The organism is Roseibium aestuarii (assembly GCF_008477545.1).
In the GTDB taxonomy this organism is placed as follows: Bacteria; Pseudomonadota; Alphaproteobacteria; order Rhizobiales; family Stappiaceae; genus Roseibium; species Roseibium aestuarii.
Map to the genome: position 1 here is coordinate 917,539 of NZ_VORA01000001.1, position 15,717 is coordinate 933,255.

The 15,717-nt window shown below is 65.9% G+C and carries 14 protein-coding genes; 9 read left to right on the forward strand and 5 right to left on the reverse strand.

The window, feature by feature from the left end; all coding sequences use genetic code 11:
* Nucleotides 1–405 precede the first annotated feature (405 nt).
* The 3 genes from FR728_RS03950 to FR728_RS03960 all read left to right on the forward strand — a co-directional run bounded on the left by FR728_RS03950 (nucleotide 406) and on the right by FR728_RS03960 (nucleotide 2,833).
* A complete protein-coding gene (locus FR728_RS03950) occupies nucleotides 406–822 on the forward strand; it encodes a Ros/MucR family transcriptional regulator (RefSeq protein ID WP_149891321.1) in 417 nt (138 codons plus the stop codon).
* Between the two features lie 416 nt (nucleotides 823–1,238).
* The gene (locus tag FR728_RS03955) at nucleotides 1,239–1,778 is read left to right on the forward strand and encodes a helix-turn-helix domain-containing protein (protein WP_208998641.1); all 540 of its coding nucleotides are present in this window, start codon (nucleotides 1,239–1,241) and stop codon (nucleotides 1,776–1,778) included.
* A gap of 11 nt (nucleotides 1,779–1,789) precedes the next feature.
* A complete protein-coding gene (locus FR728_RS03960) occupies nucleotides 1,790–2,833 on the forward strand; it encodes a DUF6456 domain-containing protein (RefSeq protein WP_149891322.1) in 1,044 nt (347 codons plus the stop codon).
* Between the two features lie 31 nt (nucleotides 2,834–2,864).
* Here the strand turns inward: FR728_RS03960 and FR728_RS03965 are convergent, their stop codons facing one another.
* Nucleotides 2,865–3,296 (reverse strand): SufE family protein, encoded by a 432-nt coding sequence (locus FR728_RS03965; protein WP_149891323.1) that lies wholly within the window; start codon nucleotides 3,294–3,296, stop codon nucleotides 2,865–2,867.
* 281 nt (nucleotides 3,297–3,577) lie between these two features.
* Entirely contained in the window at nucleotides 3,578–4,213 is a 636-nt protein-coding gene (locus FR728_RS19300) for a DUF5330 domain-containing protein (protein ID WP_188318779.1), read from the reverse strand.
* 332 nt (nucleotides 4,214–4,545) lie between these two features.
* Between FR728_RS19300 and FR728_RS03975 the strand changes: the two genes are divergently transcribed.
* The 3 genes from FR728_RS03975 (at nucleotide 4,546) to FR728_RS03985 (ending at nucleotide 7,975) form a co-directional block, all read left to right on the forward strand.
* Entirely contained in the window at nucleotides 4,546–6,579 is a 2,034-nt protein-coding gene (locus tag FR728_RS03975; protein WP_188318780.1) for a sensor histidine kinase, read from the forward strand.
* 85 nt (nucleotides 6,580–6,664) lie between these two features.
* A complete protein-coding gene (locus tag FR728_RS03980; protein WP_149891325.1) occupies nucleotides 6,665–7,519 on the forward strand; it encodes a peptidoglycan-binding domain-containing protein in 855 nt (284 codons plus the stop codon).
* 60 nt (nucleotides 7,520–7,579) lie between these two features.
* Nucleotides 7,580–7,975: a DUF1491 family protein gene (locus FR728_RS03985; RefSeq protein WP_149891326.1), complete on the forward strand. Its 396-nt coding sequence runs from the start codon at nucleotides 7,580–7,582 to the stop codon at nucleotides 7,973–7,975.
* A gap of 50 nt (nucleotides 7,976–8,025) precedes the next feature.
* On the opposite strand, the gene FR728_RS03990 is transcribed toward FR728_RS03985, so the two are convergent.
* On the reverse strand, nucleotides 8,026–9,381 hold the full coding sequence (locus tag FR728_RS03990; RefSeq protein ID WP_188318781.1) for a DUF2336 domain-containing protein: 1,356 nt from the start codon (nucleotides 9,379–9,381) through the stop codon (nucleotides 8,026–8,028).
* Between the two features lie 195 nt (nucleotides 9,382–9,576).
* Here FR728_RS03990 and FR728_RS03995 point away from each other — a divergent pair, with 195 nt between their 5' ends.
* From FR728_RS03995 to FR728_RS04005, 3 genes are all read left to right on the forward strand, one after another.
* On the forward strand, nucleotides 9,577–9,783 hold the full coding sequence (locus FR728_RS03995) for a hypothetical protein (protein WP_149891328.1): 207 nt from the start codon (nucleotides 9,577–9,579) through the stop codon (nucleotides 9,781–9,783).
* Between the two features lie 215 nt (nucleotides 9,784–9,998).
* Nucleotides 9,999–10,811, forward strand: a complete 813-nt coding sequence (locus tag FR728_RS04000) for a hypothetical protein (RefSeq protein ID WP_208998642.1) — start codon at nucleotides 9,999–10,001, stop codon at nucleotides 10,809–10,811.
* A 295-nt stretch (nucleotides 10,812–11,106) separates the two neighbouring features.
* The gene (locus tag FR728_RS04005) at nucleotides 11,107–12,810 is read left to right on the forward strand and encodes an autotransporter domain-containing protein (protein ID WP_188318782.1); all 1,704 of its coding nucleotides are present in this window, start codon (nucleotides 11,107–11,109) and stop codon (nucleotides 12,808–12,810) included.
* Between the two features lie 123 nt (nucleotides 12,811–12,933).
* Here the strand turns inward: FR728_RS04005 and FR728_RS04010 are convergent, their stop codons facing one another.
* Nucleotides 12,934–14,319 carry a D-alanyl-D-alanine carboxypeptidase gene (locus tag FR728_RS04010; protein WP_149891330.1) on the reverse strand — a complete coding sequence of 462 codons (1,386 nt, stop codon included), beginning with the start codon at nucleotides 14,317–14,319 and terminating at the stop codon, nucleotides 12,934–12,936.
* Between the two features lie 334 nt (nucleotides 14,320–14,653).
* The gene (locus FR728_RS04015) at nucleotides 14,654–15,613 is read right to left on the reverse strand and encodes a phosphoribosylaminoimidazolesuccinocarboxamide synthase (protein WP_149891331.1); all 960 of its coding nucleotides are present in this window, start codon (nucleotides 15,611–15,613) and stop codon (nucleotides 14,654–14,656) included.
* Between the last annotated feature and the right edge of the window lie 104 nt (nucleotides 15,614–15,717).

Here is a 15,717-nt window from a genome sequence, read left to right on the forward strand (position 1 = left end):
TCGCAGAAACCGTTGCGGGATCCGGGTTTTTCCGGATCCCGAAGCGGAAGATGACGTTTGCGGCACCTGGCATGGATTTGCTGGTTGCGAGCTCTTCTCACCCGGCAAGAATGGTCCGGAACATTCCGATCGCTCCCAAGGTCAATATTGCTTGGAAGGCGCGCACAACCCGGCCACTATTGCTTGGCCGGAAGACAATTCTTGAGAATTTACTGTATTTGTTTGGTGTCAGGGCTTGTAGGCCGAAAGGCGTACGGATATAAGGGCGCAATCGCTGTTGCCCAAGTAGAATCAAATCTCCGTCCGATTGCCGCAAAGTATCCATTATTTTGCATTGTTGCCGAACGAAGATGCCTGGGCAGCCAGGAGGGATCAGATCCCTTATTGAACAAATACAGGTGAAAGATGACTGACAACTCGGTGGAAACGAACCTCATCGATCTGACGGCCGATATTGTGTCCGCTTACGTGAGCAACAACACCGTTGCCGCCAACGACCTTTCGGCTCTGATCAACGAGGTCTACAGCGCCCTTCAGAACACCGCCAACGGCACCGTCGAGCCGGAGCCGGAGCCCCTGAAGCCGGCTGTTCCGGTGAAGAAGTCCGTAATGCCGGACTACATCATCTGCCTGGAAGACGGCAAGAAGTTCAAGTCGCTGAAGCGTCACCTGCGCACCCATTACGACATGACTCCGGAAGAATACCGCGAGAAGTGGGACCTGGGTCCGGACTACCCGATGGTTGCTCCGAACTACGCTGCTGCCCGTTCCGAGCTGGCCAAGAAGATGGGTCTCGGCCAGCAGCGCAAGCGTTCGCGCTAAGCGTCGGCATCCGGTTCCGCCTGCGGGCCCGTGAGGGCCCCGGAACCCGCGCGGCAAGCACATCACCAAACTTTCAGAACCGCCCCGAGAGGGGCGGTTTTTCTTTTCCCGCACGGGCCGGGAAGAGCTGCCGCGGCGGGCGCTGCGTGATCTCCGGTGCGCGGCCCGCAACCCCCTGCAAAGCCCGTGACTTGCCCCAACGGCAGGGTCGGTTCCCGCAGTAATCGGAAATGCAATTTAAGGATAATGAAAAACTTATCCCCAACTCCTGATTGATTGCTAGAATATAGGAATAAAAGCCTAGGCTGTCGGTCTGCAAGCGTGACGCCATCACGGCTCGCGCCTCCGCCCGCCGAGGTTCTTGAAAAGCTCTCGATCGCCTGCCCCTCAGGCAAACTCACCAAGGGAGTTGGAGGATGATGATGTCCCACGATCTGCACCTGTCCCCATGTAAACTTTCCGTCTTGCCGGAGGCAGTGGCCCCTGTGCGCCGGATGCCGGAAGGACAACCCGGCAATCCCGGTGAGACACCGGTCCAGGCCCCTGCGGTGGAAATCCAGCGCCGCGCCCATCTTCATCTGGCCGAGGGCTATGTCGCCCGCGCCTATCTGGTGGAGCCGACAGACTTCTATGCCCGCACCCGGGGCAAGGCGGATGTGGCTGAGGCCCGGCAACTGGTAATGTATCTGGCCCATGTGGAGATCGGCTTCAGCCTTGGCGAAGTCGCCGCGCGCTATCGGCGCGACCGATCGACGGCGGCCTATGCCTGTCGCGAGGTGGAGGACCGGCGCGAGGATCCCTGGTTCGACGGCCTGGTCAGCCACATCGAGGAGCTTGTCTCCCTGCGCCGCGATCCCTTCCTCCAGGGCGGGCGACGCAACTTGCCGGGCGGCAGCGAACAGGGGTGCCGCAAGACCATCCTGCGCGGAGCCTCGCGCCCCGGTGCCACCAATTGAGGGAGATGCCCATGGAGACGTCCAACAATGTTGCTGCAGCGAGCGCATCGACCCCGTCGCCATCCGTTCTGGGCAACGCCTTTCGAGACGATGCGACGACGACAGTGCGCCAGCACCTCACCCTTCTGCGCCGTCTCTCCGTTCGCTGCCGTGCACTTGTCCGCGGGTTCGGGTCCTGCGTGAGCGATGGCGCGGGGTGGACCGTCGTTGACATGCCTGATGATGCGGAGGCCGGAGCTGAGAAGAGCGGGCGGTCCGGGCAAGCGGCCTCCGAGCGCCCCATTCCGGAGCATGTGGTGCGCGAGCTGCTGGCGGCCGGCCTGATTGCGCCCCGGTCCCCTCACGCGGAGAGGCACGGGCAGAAGGACCGGGCCAGGGCGATCTACCGCCTGACCCCTGAAGGGCGGCTCGCCCTGAAGCGGGCGCTCAGCGGAGGTGAGGCCGCCAGCGCCCATCGCGAGCTGGCGGAGCGCCCCCGTGAGGCCGTGTCCGGGCGCAGTCCGACGCACTCGCCGCGGCAGGATACGGATGCCGCAAGCCCCGGATCCGAGATCCCCGACCTGTCGTGCCTGCTCGTCAACCTGGCGGAAAGTCCCCTGACCTGGCTGGCCCGGCGCAAAGACCGGCAGGGCAAGCCCATGCTCCAGCTTCAACAGATCGTGGCCGGAGAGCGCCTGCGGAGGGATTATGAGTTCGCCGGTCTGCGGCCGCAGGTCTCTTCAGGCTGGCGGGTCCTGTCGGCAGGAGGGGGCGGAAAGGGCGGTGGCGCGGGTGGGGCTGTGGAGCTGAGCGATCAGGTCATCGCCGCCCGTCAGCGGCTGACGAGGCTTCTGGACGGGATGCCGCCGGTTCTGGCGGCTGTCTCGGTCGACGTCTGCTGTCATCTGAAGGGGCTGGAGATCGTGGAAGCGGAGCGGGGCTGGCCCGCACGTTCCGCCAAGATCGTGCTCCAGATCGCGCTCTCCTGCCTGGCCGATGCCTATGGCCTGCGCGTTGAAGGCCCGGCAAGCAGCCGGTCACGCCACTGGCGGTCGTCGGGGGAGGGGCTGCAATAGCCCCTCCGCGGCGCCATGCCTGCGCGACAGATCAGGAGCTGGCGAGGGCGGCTTCCGCGTCCGCGCGGATGCGGCCGACCATGGACTTGAGGCCGTTCGACCGCTGCGGGGTCAGATGTTCCTGCAGGCCGAGCCTGGAGAAGATGGCTTCCACATCCGTGTTCAGGATGTCCTGCGCCGACTTGCCGGAATAGGTGGCGAGCACGATGGCCACCAGCCCCTGCACGATCAGCGCGTCGCTGTCTCCCCGGAAGGTCAGGACGGGTCCGCCCGAGCTACCCGGGACGCTTTCGGTCACCAGCCAGACCTGACTGACACAGCCGCGCACCTTGTTGGCTTCGCATTTTTCCGCCTCGCTCAGGCCGGGAAGCTCCTTGCCCAGATCGATCAGATACTTGTAGCGATCCTCCCAGTCGTCGAGGAATTCGAAACTGTCGAGAATGTCGTCAAGGCTGTGGGTCATGGGTGCAATGCAAGGTCCGGAAGTGGGTCGGTCAGGCGAAGCGCCTGAGGCAGGTCCAGCCTCTGATATAGGCTTCGGGCGCCGGATGCAAAGGGCAAGGGTTTCAGGCCGGACCCATGGGGCCGGGACACGAGGAAGCAAAGAAAAAACGCCGCGAATGGGCAGGGCAGCTTTCCATTCGCGGCGTGGCGGTAAGATCCGCTCAAGGTAATCCGTCGTTCAGGACTGGCGACAGGTGCCGTCAGCCCCATACAAGCGGGGGCGCAAACAGCCGGCGCGGCTCAGACCTTGTCCGGGCTCGTGCCAGCACCGCGTCCGGCAGAGCCGGCGCGCGGATTGGGCTTCGGAAGAGGCCCAATGGGTCCCCGTTGCGCGGCCATCACCGGAGCCGGTGCGCCAGCCGTGCCAGAGGCAGCAGCGGCGCCGGTCCACGGCATGGCCAGATCCCGGCTCGTCAGGGTGCCCGGGGATCGCGCGTCAGCGGGACCTGCCGGAAGAGAGCCGGTGACAAACGTTTCGCCACGGCCGGTTCCGGCAGGAGAGGAAGTGCCCGAAGCCGAGAGCTCCGGGGCGGGAAGGGTTTCGAGCGGCGTCTGGGCCGCCACGTCACGGGGCAGCGTCAGCCCGGACCGGTCGGTGCCGTCGAAGAAGGTGCGGTCGAGATAGTCGAGGACAATGCCGGCGCCCACCGCAGCCTGGCTGCCGATGGCCGACAGGGCCTGTCCGCCCGTCTCGCAGGCCTGGGGATTGCGGCTGCAGAACCCGCCGATGTCGGAAACGGTCGCCTGCGCGGCGAAGAAGGCCGAGACCGGATCGATGCCCGCAGCTTCCTCGGATCGCTCGACCTGCGGCATTCCCAGCGGAATGAGGGCCAGAACGAGGGTCAGCCAGAAAGCTGTCCGGAGAAGAAAGAACATTGCTGCCACCCATGAAGTTCAGGTTGTCTGCGCGGATGCGTGCCTTCTTCGGGAACGCATTCCTTTTTGATTGGTGCCACGCTAACAGCAACTTCCGAAAGGCACGTTGAGTGTGCCGGGGCAATTTTCGTCAAATGAATCAGGTATTTGAGACAAGTTTTAGGAAAACTTGATTCAAATTTGATCTATCTGCATTCAAGCTATTGAAACAAAACGATGAATTTGAATTTTTGCCGAAAAGATTCATCCTTTATCGTTCCTTAAGTGGTGCGCCCGAAAATGGCATCAGATCACGAGTGTTCAGGCCTTTGTCCGGGGCCGGGAAGAGTAGCGTGCCAAGTTCCAAGTCGTTCCCAGTTTCTGCGGTTCCCGCCTGGATGATCCGTCTCGCGCAGGCCTGGTCGGGCCAGCTGGATGCCCTGTTGCATCCCTGTGCCCAGACCGACAGCCTCGAGGCGCCCCGGCATCGCATCTTCCTGTCCGGGTGTTTCCTGACCGCAGCCGCCGGCATGGTGCTGCTGCCCCTCCATCTTGCCCTGTCGCCGGGTCTGAACCTGGTTCTGGTGGCCGCCTCCGCCTGGGCGCTCGCCCATCTGCCGCTGGCGCTCTATCTCAGCCAGACCGGCCGTCTGGCGCGCGCCTATGGCATGTCCTCGATGATCTTCGCCGTCTTCCTGACGGCGGTCGCCTGGCTCACCGGCGGGCTGTCGTCCTTCGCCCTGGTCTGGCTCGCTGTGGTTCCCATGGAAGCGGCCCTGTCCGGGTCGCGCCGCATCATCCTGGCGTCGGCCGGTCTGTGCCTTGCCGTCCTGTGTGCGCTGGCCGTCCTGCCGGCGGCCCCGGCGTCCCTTCTGCATGGCTTCCCCGGCGGTTACCAGACGCTCGGAACCATCGTGGTGGCCACCGGTGCCAGCCTCTACATGATCGCGCTGGCCCTGCGCCTGACCCTCGCGCACGCCCGCCAGACAAAGCGGGCAGGGGAGGATCGCCGCCGTCTTGCCGATCTCTCCAGCATGACCCGCGACGTGACGTGCCACCTGCGCGCCGACGGAAACGCCGAAGTCGTCTCCGGCTCCATCGCCGCCCTGCTCGAGATCAGCCCTTCCCGTGGTCGTGTGGTGCACGGCGACTGGCTCTTCCAGCGCGTCCTTGTCGGCGACCGCCCGGCCTATCTGACCGCCCTTGCCGACGCCCGCGAAGGCAAGGCCCTTGGCGACCTGACCCTGCGCCTGCGCACCGGGTCCGCCGAGCCGGGTGAGGCGGGCGACAGCGCCATCCGCAGCTTCCGCCTGACCTTCCATCGCCGCCCGGCCGAAGGGACGGAGCGCGACGCTCAGGTCTTCGTGACCCTGGCGCGTGCGGCAGACCTCGCTGCCGATCCGGCGAACGAGCCGCGCGACGTGCCGCGGGCCCGCCGTGCAGGCTCTGAAAGCGCTCCCTTCCTCGCCACTGCGGCCCATGAGCTGCGCACGCCGCTCAACGCCATCATCGGCTTCTCCGACATCCTGCGCGACCGGGACGGCGGTCTCGACCCGGCGCGGCAGGCCGACTATGCCGAACTCATCCACCGGTCCGGCCGCCATCTCCTGCAGGTGGTCAACGACATGCTGGACAGCTCCGCCCTCCAGTCCGGCGCCCGCAAGCTCACCATCGAGCCGGTGGATCTGGGTCGGGTCGTGGACGAATGCGTCGAGATGCTGGCTCCGATCGCGGCCGAGCGCTCTGTCATTCTGGAGCCTCGCACTCCGTCCGAGTGGCCGGTGGTTGCCGCCGACGCCGGTGCCCTGCGTCAGGTCTTCATCAACCTGCTGGGCAATGCCATCAAGTTCTCCGAACCCGGCCGCCATGTCCGTTTCGATTGCAGCGTTGTCGAGGGCGAGGCCCAGGTCGCCGTGATCGATCAGGGCTGCGGCATCCGCGCCGAGGATCTGGCGAAGCTCGGAACCCCCTTCATGCGCGGCAACGTGCCCCTGTCCCGCCGTGCGTCTGGAACCGATCTGCCGGATCCGGCAGGCGCCGGTCTGGGCCTGTCCATTGCGCGCGGTCTATGTGATCTTCATGGCGGCCATCTGGATCTCTCCAGCCGCCCCGGCCAGGGCACCACGGCGCGGGTCAGCCTGCCGCTGGGGGCGCCCAAGCAGGTCGGCGCAAGGCGCAAGGCGGCTCCCGCCGGTCTTGCGACCGGTCAGGGCCTCGCGGCTCCGGTTCAGGCCTCCACGCAGCGTCTCGACGAACCCTCCGTTGGCGGTCTGGCCGCGCAGGCCTTCGCCATGGCCCGCCGCATGAGTGCAGCCGTCGATAGCTCGTCGGCGACGCAAGGCCCCCGGACCCGCGGGGAAAACGGGGACTATCGCAAGTCTGCCTGAGGCGGACGCGGCACAAGGGTTTCAAATGACGGAGTGTTCCCCGATAGTGGGGCATCGCAACAAGATGGAGTGATACGGCAGGACAATGGCGCGTCAGCGGCGGAAACAGACCCCCGAACCGGAAGCCTATGACGATGGGATGATCGCCCGCGCAGGAAGCCTTGCGCGCGACAACCCCGTGGCGGCTGGCGGGGCGATCGTGATGGCCCTGACCGGATGCCTGATTGTTGCCAATGCCGTCGGCTTCCAGGTCGGCCGTCACCCGGCCCCGCTCTTTTCCACCCGCGACGTGATCGAGGACACGCGGCCTGCACAGACCGCTGGCACGGAAGGCGCGGAGGATTGGCGCGCCGTGGAAGCGCCGGTCGTCTCCACGCTGGTGCTCGACCTGCAGCAGGAATTGCGTCGTGTGGGCCTCTATGTCGGGCCGCTGGACGGACTTGCCGGACCGGCCACAGAACGCTCCATTCGCCATTTCCAGCGCCTGCGCGGCATGGCCGAAACGGGAGAGGCGAGCGAAGCGCTGCTGGCCATGGTGGCGCTGCAAGGGCCGGTCGAGGCCGATCCTCCCACCCAGTCCATGCCCATTCCCCGCATCAAGCCGACGCTGGCCGAGCGGGCCCAGCCGTCCCCGCCGGCGCCCGTTGACACGGTGGCGGCGGAACCAGTCCTGCGCAGTCCGCCCGAGCCGGAAATCACCGCCAGCATTCCGGCGGCTCCCGTGCGCGAGATGACCGCCGACGAGCGCCGCCTGTCGAAGATCCAGGAAATCCTCTCCGACCTCGGCTATGGGCCCCTGGTGGCTGACGGGGTGATGGGCGAGAATACGGCGGCTGCCATCCGGCGCTTCGAGCTTGATCGCGGCCTTCCGGTCAAAGGCGTGCCATCGGACACGGTGGTGGCCCGTCTGGAAATGATCAGCGGCAAGAAGGTCCGCTGAGCCGCGGCAGGGTTCTCACCTGGTCCCCTGCCAACCTTCCTCATTCCGGGACCCCGCGCCATGCGCATCACGTCGGATTTCTTCGTCTCTGCCCTCGTGCGGCGCCTGATGGACAAGGGGCTTTTTGCCGCTCTGGAGAGGCGGGGCGCTGCGGAGGCTGGCGCCATCTTCATCACCGTGGACCGGCTGGACGGCACCTTCGACTTCTATGGCCCGGCGCCCCAATCCTTCTTCGATGAACCGGAGGAGGGGCGGTTCTTCGAGCGGGTCCTGAGCCGGGTGGGACGTGAGGAGATTGCCACGCGTCTGATCAGCGAAGCGCGGATGGATCCGGATTTCTGGTCCGTCGAGGTGGAGGCCCGCGACGGCGTGGTGGATCTGCCGCTGGCGGGCGAGAACCCGGACAGCAAGAAGGGGCCGCCCGAGGACGACCCCAATCGTTTTTTCCGCTTCTGATCAGGCGCTTCTGACACGGCGGCTGGGCAAGCGCCGCGCCGCAGATCCCGTCAGCCGAATTTCAGGATGTTCTCGATTTCCTCGATTTCCCGCCAGGGATAGTCCTTCCGGCGATCCTCCGAAGAGCCGCTGTCTGCACGGGTATGGTCGGCGCGCCGTGCGGCCGGGCGTACCGTCTCTTGATAGGCGCCGACCCGGCGGGGCTGATCGCTGCGCGCGCTTTCGTCGCGCATCTGGCTGTCGCGGGCAGCCATTTCGGCCTGCACGCTCTGCTGGAACACGCCCTCGTCGCCGGCAGGGACCTTGCGCACGCCGGCCTCGGCACTGATCCAGCGGTCGACCAGAAGCATGGCCGCTCCGTGGCTGATGCCGCCGTAGAGACGGACCAGATCCCGCAGGGCCTTGAAGCGGACCCGGGCGCCGACCATGCGGATGAGAATGGCAGATGCCACGTGGCGCTCGAAGCCCAGGGCCTTGAGGGCGATGGTCAGGGTCTGGCCGTCATCCTCGCGCACCATCCGCTCCACGAAGGCGCGCGGCAGCTTCAGCGCATAGGTCATCTCGGCCATGAACAGGGCCGGATCCGGCGCCATGGCGCATTCCTGAAGGATATGCAGGACGGTGGGCTTGAAGGTCGGGCGCAGGGGGCGGGTAAGACCCTTGCGGCCCATTTCCGCCAGGGTGAAGAGTTCGGCCGCCGCGATCGCCTGGGGGCGTTCTTCCGGCGTGAGGTAGAGGAAGTGGCCCATCAGCTGGCCATCGGTGAGCCGCACCTTGTAGCGCAGCATGTTGCCGAAGCCGGTCGCCGCATCAGGGCGCTTGAGCAGGGAATCGATCTGCGGTCCGGTCAGCTCCACGTCGTCGCGCAGCAGCAGGGCCTCGATGACGCCGGCACCGGAGTGGCGCAGCAGGGCGTCGACCACGGCATCGGACAACCAGGGACGCTCGGCGATGGTCTTGCGCAGGCCGTCCGGTCCCCGTTCCACCTGGCGGATCAGCACGTCGTCGGGCAGCTCCTCCACATGGTGCAGCAGCGGGAAGGCGGTGAAGGGATCGCTGTCGCCGGCCAGCGCCACCAGCACATCACCGGGCGTGTCCGGATGAAGGGCGAGGCCGCAAGACATTTCCCGGCGGACGGCCACATCGGTGGCCGGAAGAAGGTTCAGCGCAAGTTCGCGGAAGACGGTGATCTCGCGCAGGGAGTGGCCCTCGCGGGCGAGGAAGAGTTCGGTAGCGGATTTCAGCACGTGGGTTGGCTCCGGACCGGCCTTTCGGGCCGTGCGGGCCGAGGCGACCAGCACGGTGGGAACGGGAATGTCGAGTGGGGGGAGCCGACACTCGGAGCGCGACGGAGACAGAGCACTGGACGCGGAAGCCGACAGGGGAGCCGGCTGGGAACTGGGCATGTACATAAGCTCTCGACCACACGCGGAACTGAAACTGGGAGAACGTTCGCCGTTCTGTTCCTAAAGCTAGACCAAAAGCGTTAGCATGCTGTTAACCCTGACTGATTCCTAATGAGCCAGGTCAGTAATGCGTCTCCCGGAGTGTTTTTCCCGCCTGGTTCGGCCTGGCCAGGGAAGCGGAAAGTGGAGGTGACAATGGGCATCCTGCTCGACTTTGCCAGCGCGGCGCGCGCCACACGCTCGCACCCCCCGGCGCGGCTTTCCAGAATCGCGCGACGTGACCGTCCCGCCGACATCATCTTCTTCCCCGGTGTGCGCTACGAGCGCGAGGCTCTTGAACTCGCCGCACGAATCGGGACGATCAGAAGCGGAGCCGGTCCGGCCCCCCAGGAACAAGGCTGACGTCTGACGTCCCTGTCCGCATGCGGGCCCGGTCGTGGCAAAATGCAATCCCGGATCCGGCATGCGGCGTCGAGCGCCGTGCCCGAGGGAAAGGCGCTAGGGACATCTTGATGAACGGCTTGAAGCGACTGTCGGGGCGTGGGCGTGCGTCTGCACCGGTCTGCTCTGGAGGGCAGGGACGGTTGCACGTCAGGGCTCGTTCCCGGGCGCTGCCTGTGTCGAAGCACGGCGCCGGTCTGGTGCTCAGCGCCTTGCTCGTCCTCGGTCTTGCCGCCTGCGTTCGTCCCACTGGCGATTTCGGCCGTGCCCAGCCCAGCGTGGTGCATGACAAGGTTCTACCGCTGGTCGGCGAGCAGAACGCCCGCCTGCGCGGTGATCCGGTTTCCAAGTTCAACTTCACCGATGACGAGCTGCTGATGCGGGATCTGGCCTGGGGCCTGATCCGCCCGCCCCATGTGAAGGACTGGATCGGCGGCACCATCGCGGAGCTGTCGCGCACCCGGATCCTGCCCGAGGTGGAGGGGCGCATCCCGCCCGACACCTATTATCTCTTCCTGCGCTCGGACCGGTTCCAGTCGTCGGATGCCCGCTATGACCGGATTGCCGCCGATGCCGAAGGCGATGCGGAGCTGGTCCCGCCCTTCTGCGAGGTCGCCCTGCGCGTCAAGGCCGCCGACGCCGAGCGACTGCGGGTGCTCTCCACCAAGGATCTGGTGACGGAAGAAATGTATGAGGGCGCCAAGGCCCGCGTCTTCGAAAACCGGACCGTGATCGTCTGGGTCGCCCAGGCCCTGCGCTTCCGCATCGAGGCCTATACCCGTGCGGTGGACACGCTGGAGGTGGAAACGCCGACGAAGGACCGGCTCTGGAAGGCCAACACGGCCATCCGCACCCTCGAGGCGCAGGCCAGTATGGCCGAGCAGAGCTGCGACCTGAGCAAGATGCCGAGCGGCGGCGCGGAAACGGAAGCCCGGCGCTCGCGCATCTACACCAACTGGGGGCTTGAGCGCCCGGCGCCGGTGAAGTGATTCGCCGGAGCTCGGCGGTCTGGCACGTGCCGTGCGGACCGGGGTCGCCACCAAGCTGTCTCTGACGGCCGGCAGTCCCGCTGCTGGTGATTATGACGTAGCGTCCGCAAGGCTTCGTGTTTCTCGTGGTGTTTCAATAAGGCATCAGCTGTCTGGCAAACGCCGGACGCCGTCAAAATCCGATTGAGGTCTCTGGTCCTGCTATCTAGCGTTTTGTCCAATTGTATCCCGTGCGAGACGAATGGAGCGATGTGTCCTCCAGCTGCACTGGCATCAAGATGGGGCGGAGCGAAGAATGACTTTCGGATGTGAAAAGGGTCGGACCGGTTTGCGGTCCATGATGGCGGGCAGCGTGTCGCTGGCAGCTCTGCTTCTGGCGGCACCAGCTATGGCCGCGTCTATTCCGACGCCGGGGATCACCCTGTCCCCTGGCGATATCAGCACGATCAGCGAGTCTGGGGTTGCTCCCGTGATTCTTTATGGCTCGGCCAGCGCCGGACAGACGCTTGGCCAGACCTTCACGGTCGGCACGACGGAAACCGTCCTCGACAGCGTCAGCTTCCTCTTCGTTCCACCCGACAGTTCAACGGTCCTGAACTACAAGGCGTATCTCTATTCGTGGAACGGCTTGAACGGAGTGGGCTCGCCCCTGTTCGAGTCGCAGACCCAGACGGCCACAGAGGATGAGTATCTGGTGACGCTCCAGACAGGTGGTCTCCAGCTCCAGGCAGGCGGGCAATATGTCATCTTCTTCACCACGGCGACCTTGCCCGCGCAGGAGGGAGCGTTCGCTTACTCATACGCGTTCGATCAGAGTTACGCGGGCGGGGCGCTGATCGGCAGCAATTTTGGTGCCAGTTTCGCTGACGTTGTTGCCATGACGGATGCAAGTCTCGTCTCCAACTACGATCTTTATTTCGTCGCCGACTTCAGTGCATTCGTTCCGGTTGCCGGCGCGGTCAATGCGCCGGGTCTCTTCCGCCCGACGACGCGGATGATGAACGACTTCCTGGCCATGTCCCTGAACCCCTTCACCGCGTCGCGCGGTGCCTTTGGCGCCCGGTTCGCGGCCGCGCCGAGCATCGCGCCGCTGGGTTTTGCGGATGACAAGGGCGTGCTCTCCGCCGACGAGCAGGACGCTTTTGAGGCGGTCGCGACCCACGGCGATGCGGGCGCCGAGCTGCGCCACTGGAATGTCTGGGGCTCGACCTATGGCGGCTATGCCGCCCTTGATGGCAAGGCCGGTTCGGCCGGTTCCCAGTCGCGTGGCTATGGCATGGCCGCGGGCCTCGACTACTGGCTCTCCGCCGACACCATGTTCGGCGCGGCCCTCGGCCTGGGTCAGGCCGGCTGGGAGATGGGCGAGGGCAACGGCTCCGGCAATGGCGACATCTATCAGCTCGGTCTCTATGCCCGGCATGATTTCGGCGGCACCTATCTGGGGGCGTCCCTCTCGGCGGCCTGGCAGTCCATGGAAACGGTCCGCACCTCCGGCGCGTCGACCCTGCGCGCGGACTATGATGCCACGAACTTCGGCGGCCGCATCGAGGCCGGCCATGCGGTGGCCACGGCCCTTGCGACCTTCACCCCCTACGGCGCCTTCCAGCTGCAGCAGCTGAACACCCCGAACTATACCGAGACCGGGAATGCGTCGCTGGCCATGAGCTTTGACGACAAGGCGGCGATTTCCAGCCGGGGCGAACTGGGCGTGATGGTCGAGAAGGCCGTCAGCCTGTCGGGCGGCAAGGACCTCACGCTCTTCGGCAAGCTGGCCTGGGCCCATGACTTCAAGACAGATGCGAGCCTGAGCGGCGTCAACTCCGGCGGCACCAGCTTCCTGGTTCAGGCCGATGCGGGCCCGGCCAATCAGGCGCTGATTTCTGCGGGCGCGGAATTGCAGCTGGACAACGGCTGGTCGGCCAGCGCGTCCTTCGACGGCGAATTTGCCTCGCGCAGCCAGTCCTACGCCGCCAACGGCCGGGTGGCCTACAGCTGGTAGGACGCGTCACGCCCGACATGCGACGACTGTAAGAAAGGTCCCGGCCGCAAGGTCGGGGCCTTTGTCGTTTTGCTGCTGACGAGGCTCGGTGGACAGGAGGGCGAGGGGGAGCGTGGCTTCGGCTCAGGCCTTGTTGCCGACGACGAAGCAGCTCTTGTCGCGGGCCTGAAGCAGGCGGCAGGCCTTCATCGCCTCGGTCTTGCTGGAAAAGCCGGTGAGCCGCGCCCGGATGAGCCGGTTGGCCCCCTTGCCGACGGTCTCGGTCACCGGGGCAAGGCCACCGAACTGGCCGCCCAGGGTCTTGCGGGCGTCATCGAGCAGGGTGAGGGCGGCGTCCTGACGCTCCACGGCGGCAATCTGCACTTCCCATGCGCTGCGATTGGCCGAGGCATTCCGCGAGCCCGGAATGTCCACCGCCTGCGCCTGGGCGCCGGCCGTAGGTGCGACGGGCACGGAGCTGGCGGCGGGCCGCGCCGGCTTCTGCTTCGGTGCGAGCAAGGCAAAGGGCAGTGCGGTGGCGGAGGCCGCAGCGGGGTCCTCCCGCAGCGCGAGGGCGCCTGCCGGAGCCGACCGGGTGGCCGACAGAGCGGCGGTAGCCGGGGCCTCGGGCGTCGTCTTTCTGCTAACGGACGGGGCAAGGGTTGCGAGGGCCTCGGACCCGGCCGCAGTCCCGAAGGCGGTATCCATCATCCGGCGCATCTTTTCCGCCCGGTCACCGCCGCTGGTGCCGCCGAGCACGACCCCGATGAGGCGCCGGTTGCCGCGCTTGGCAGACGACACGAGATTGTAGCCGGAGGGTTCCGTGAAGCCGGTCTTCAGTCCGTCCATGCCCTCATAGCCATACATGAGCGAGTTGTGGCCGCGCAGCTTCGTGCCCCGGAAGGTGAAGTAGCGCTGGGAGAACATGGGATAGGTGTCGGGGAAGTCGCGGATCAGGGCCCGGCCCAGGGTCGCCATGTCCCGCGCCGTGGTCACCTGACGCGGGTCATGCAGGCCGGAGCCATTGGTGAAGGTGCTGCGGCTCATGCCGAGTGTCCGGGCCTTGGCGGTCATCAACCCGCCGCAGGAGGTGCCCTTCCGGCCCGCCAGATAGTCGCACATGCTCTGGGCCGCATCATTGGCCGAGATCACGATCATGCCTTCCACCGCCTCGCGCACGGTGAAGGTGGCCCCTTCCGGCAAGGCAAACTTGAAGGCAGGCGTGGCAAAGCCTTCCGCGCTGATCGGGACCCGGCTGGTCCAGTCCAGCTCGCCGGACTTGAGCGCCTCGAAGGTGAGGTAGAGCGTCATCATCTTGGTGAGCGATGCCGGATGCAGCGGCTGGTCCGCATTCTGTTCCTGCAGCACCTTGCCCGACCCCATGTCGAGGAGCAGCTGGGCCTGACCGGGCCTGGGCTTGGTGGCCGCGAGCGCGGAGACCGTCATCAGGACCGACAGGAGAGCCATGAGCACGCCAGGCAGCAGGCGAGAAAGGCGCGAGGCAAGGCGAGGGGATGCGGCAACGATCATGTGCGGGCGAACTCGAGACTGCGGATCAGGGACGGAAGGCGGCGCGCGCTGTGTCGTCGCGCCGTTTCGAAGGGCAGGATAGAAACCTCAGGAAATGGCAGGAAGATGATGATTGCGGTTTTCCCGTGGAGAAAAGCGGCGCAACAGGCGGCGCCCACGGTTTTTGCCCTGCCGCCGGCTTCCCGAATGGCGCGCGCTCCCACGCGAGCACCGCCGTCCCGGGCCTGACCCGGGACCTGCTGACCGGGGACCTGCTCTTGTGCGGGCACGGCAGACCAGCGTCCCGGCGCGAGGCCGGGCACGCGGCTGAAGGACGTGCCCCCAGACCTACCGTTTAGCGGGTGAAATAGCTCGCCAGATTGGTGCGGATGCGCGCGAGCGGCGTCTCGCCGGTCATGTCGGGCACGAAGGTCTGGCCGGTGATCGCCTCGAAGGCCTGGATATAGACCCGAGCGGTCTTTTCGATCATGTCGGCGGGGATTTCCGGAATGTCGTCCTTGTAGGGGTCGCAGCGCGCATCCACCCAGGCTCGGATGATGTCCTTGTCGAAGGACGGCGGGCGCGTGCCCTCCGCGAAGGCGGTTTCATAGCCATCCGCCAGCCAGTAGCGCGAACTGTCGGGCGTGTGGATCTCGTCGGCCAGGATGATCTCGCCGGCCTCGTCCACGCCGAATTCGTATTTCGTGTCGACCAGAATGAGACCGCGTTTTGCCGCCATCTCCTGACCGCGGGCGAAGATCTTCAGCGCCATGTCGGAAATCCGCTCCCACTGGGCCGGGGTGAGCAGCTTCTGCTCCAGGATCTCGTCCACGGTGAGCGGTTCGTCGTGACCGCCGTCAAAGGCCTTGGAGGTCGGCGTGATGATCGCCTGCGGCAGGGCCTGATTGTCCTTCAGCCCATCAGGGAAGCTGTGGCCGTACATCTGCCGCTCGCCCTTGCGGTAGCGGGTGAGGATCGAGGTGGAGGTGGTTCCGGCCAGATAGCCGCGCACGACGATCTCCACCGGCAGGATCGTCAGCCGCTTGCCGATCACCACGTTGGGGTCGGGATAGTCGAGCACGTGGTTGGGGCAGATGTCGGCGGTCTGCTCGAACCAGAAGCGCGCGGTCTGGGTCAGCACCTGTCCCTTGAAGGGGATGGCGGCGAGGATGCGGTCGAAGGCCGAGATGCGATCGGACGAGATCAGGATGCGCCGGTTGTCCGGAAGGTCGTAGCAGTCGCGCACCTTGCCGAAATAGGGGTTCGGCAGTTCGTCGATGCGGGCATGGGGAAGGACGCGGGCAAGATCGATCATGGGAGGCCTTCGGGCGTTTGAGAGGCGAGGGGCCGGGCTGCGACCGGATGCGAGCCTTATAGGCTCTGCGCCGCGCCGTGAAAAGCGCGGGATGCGCGCAAGCC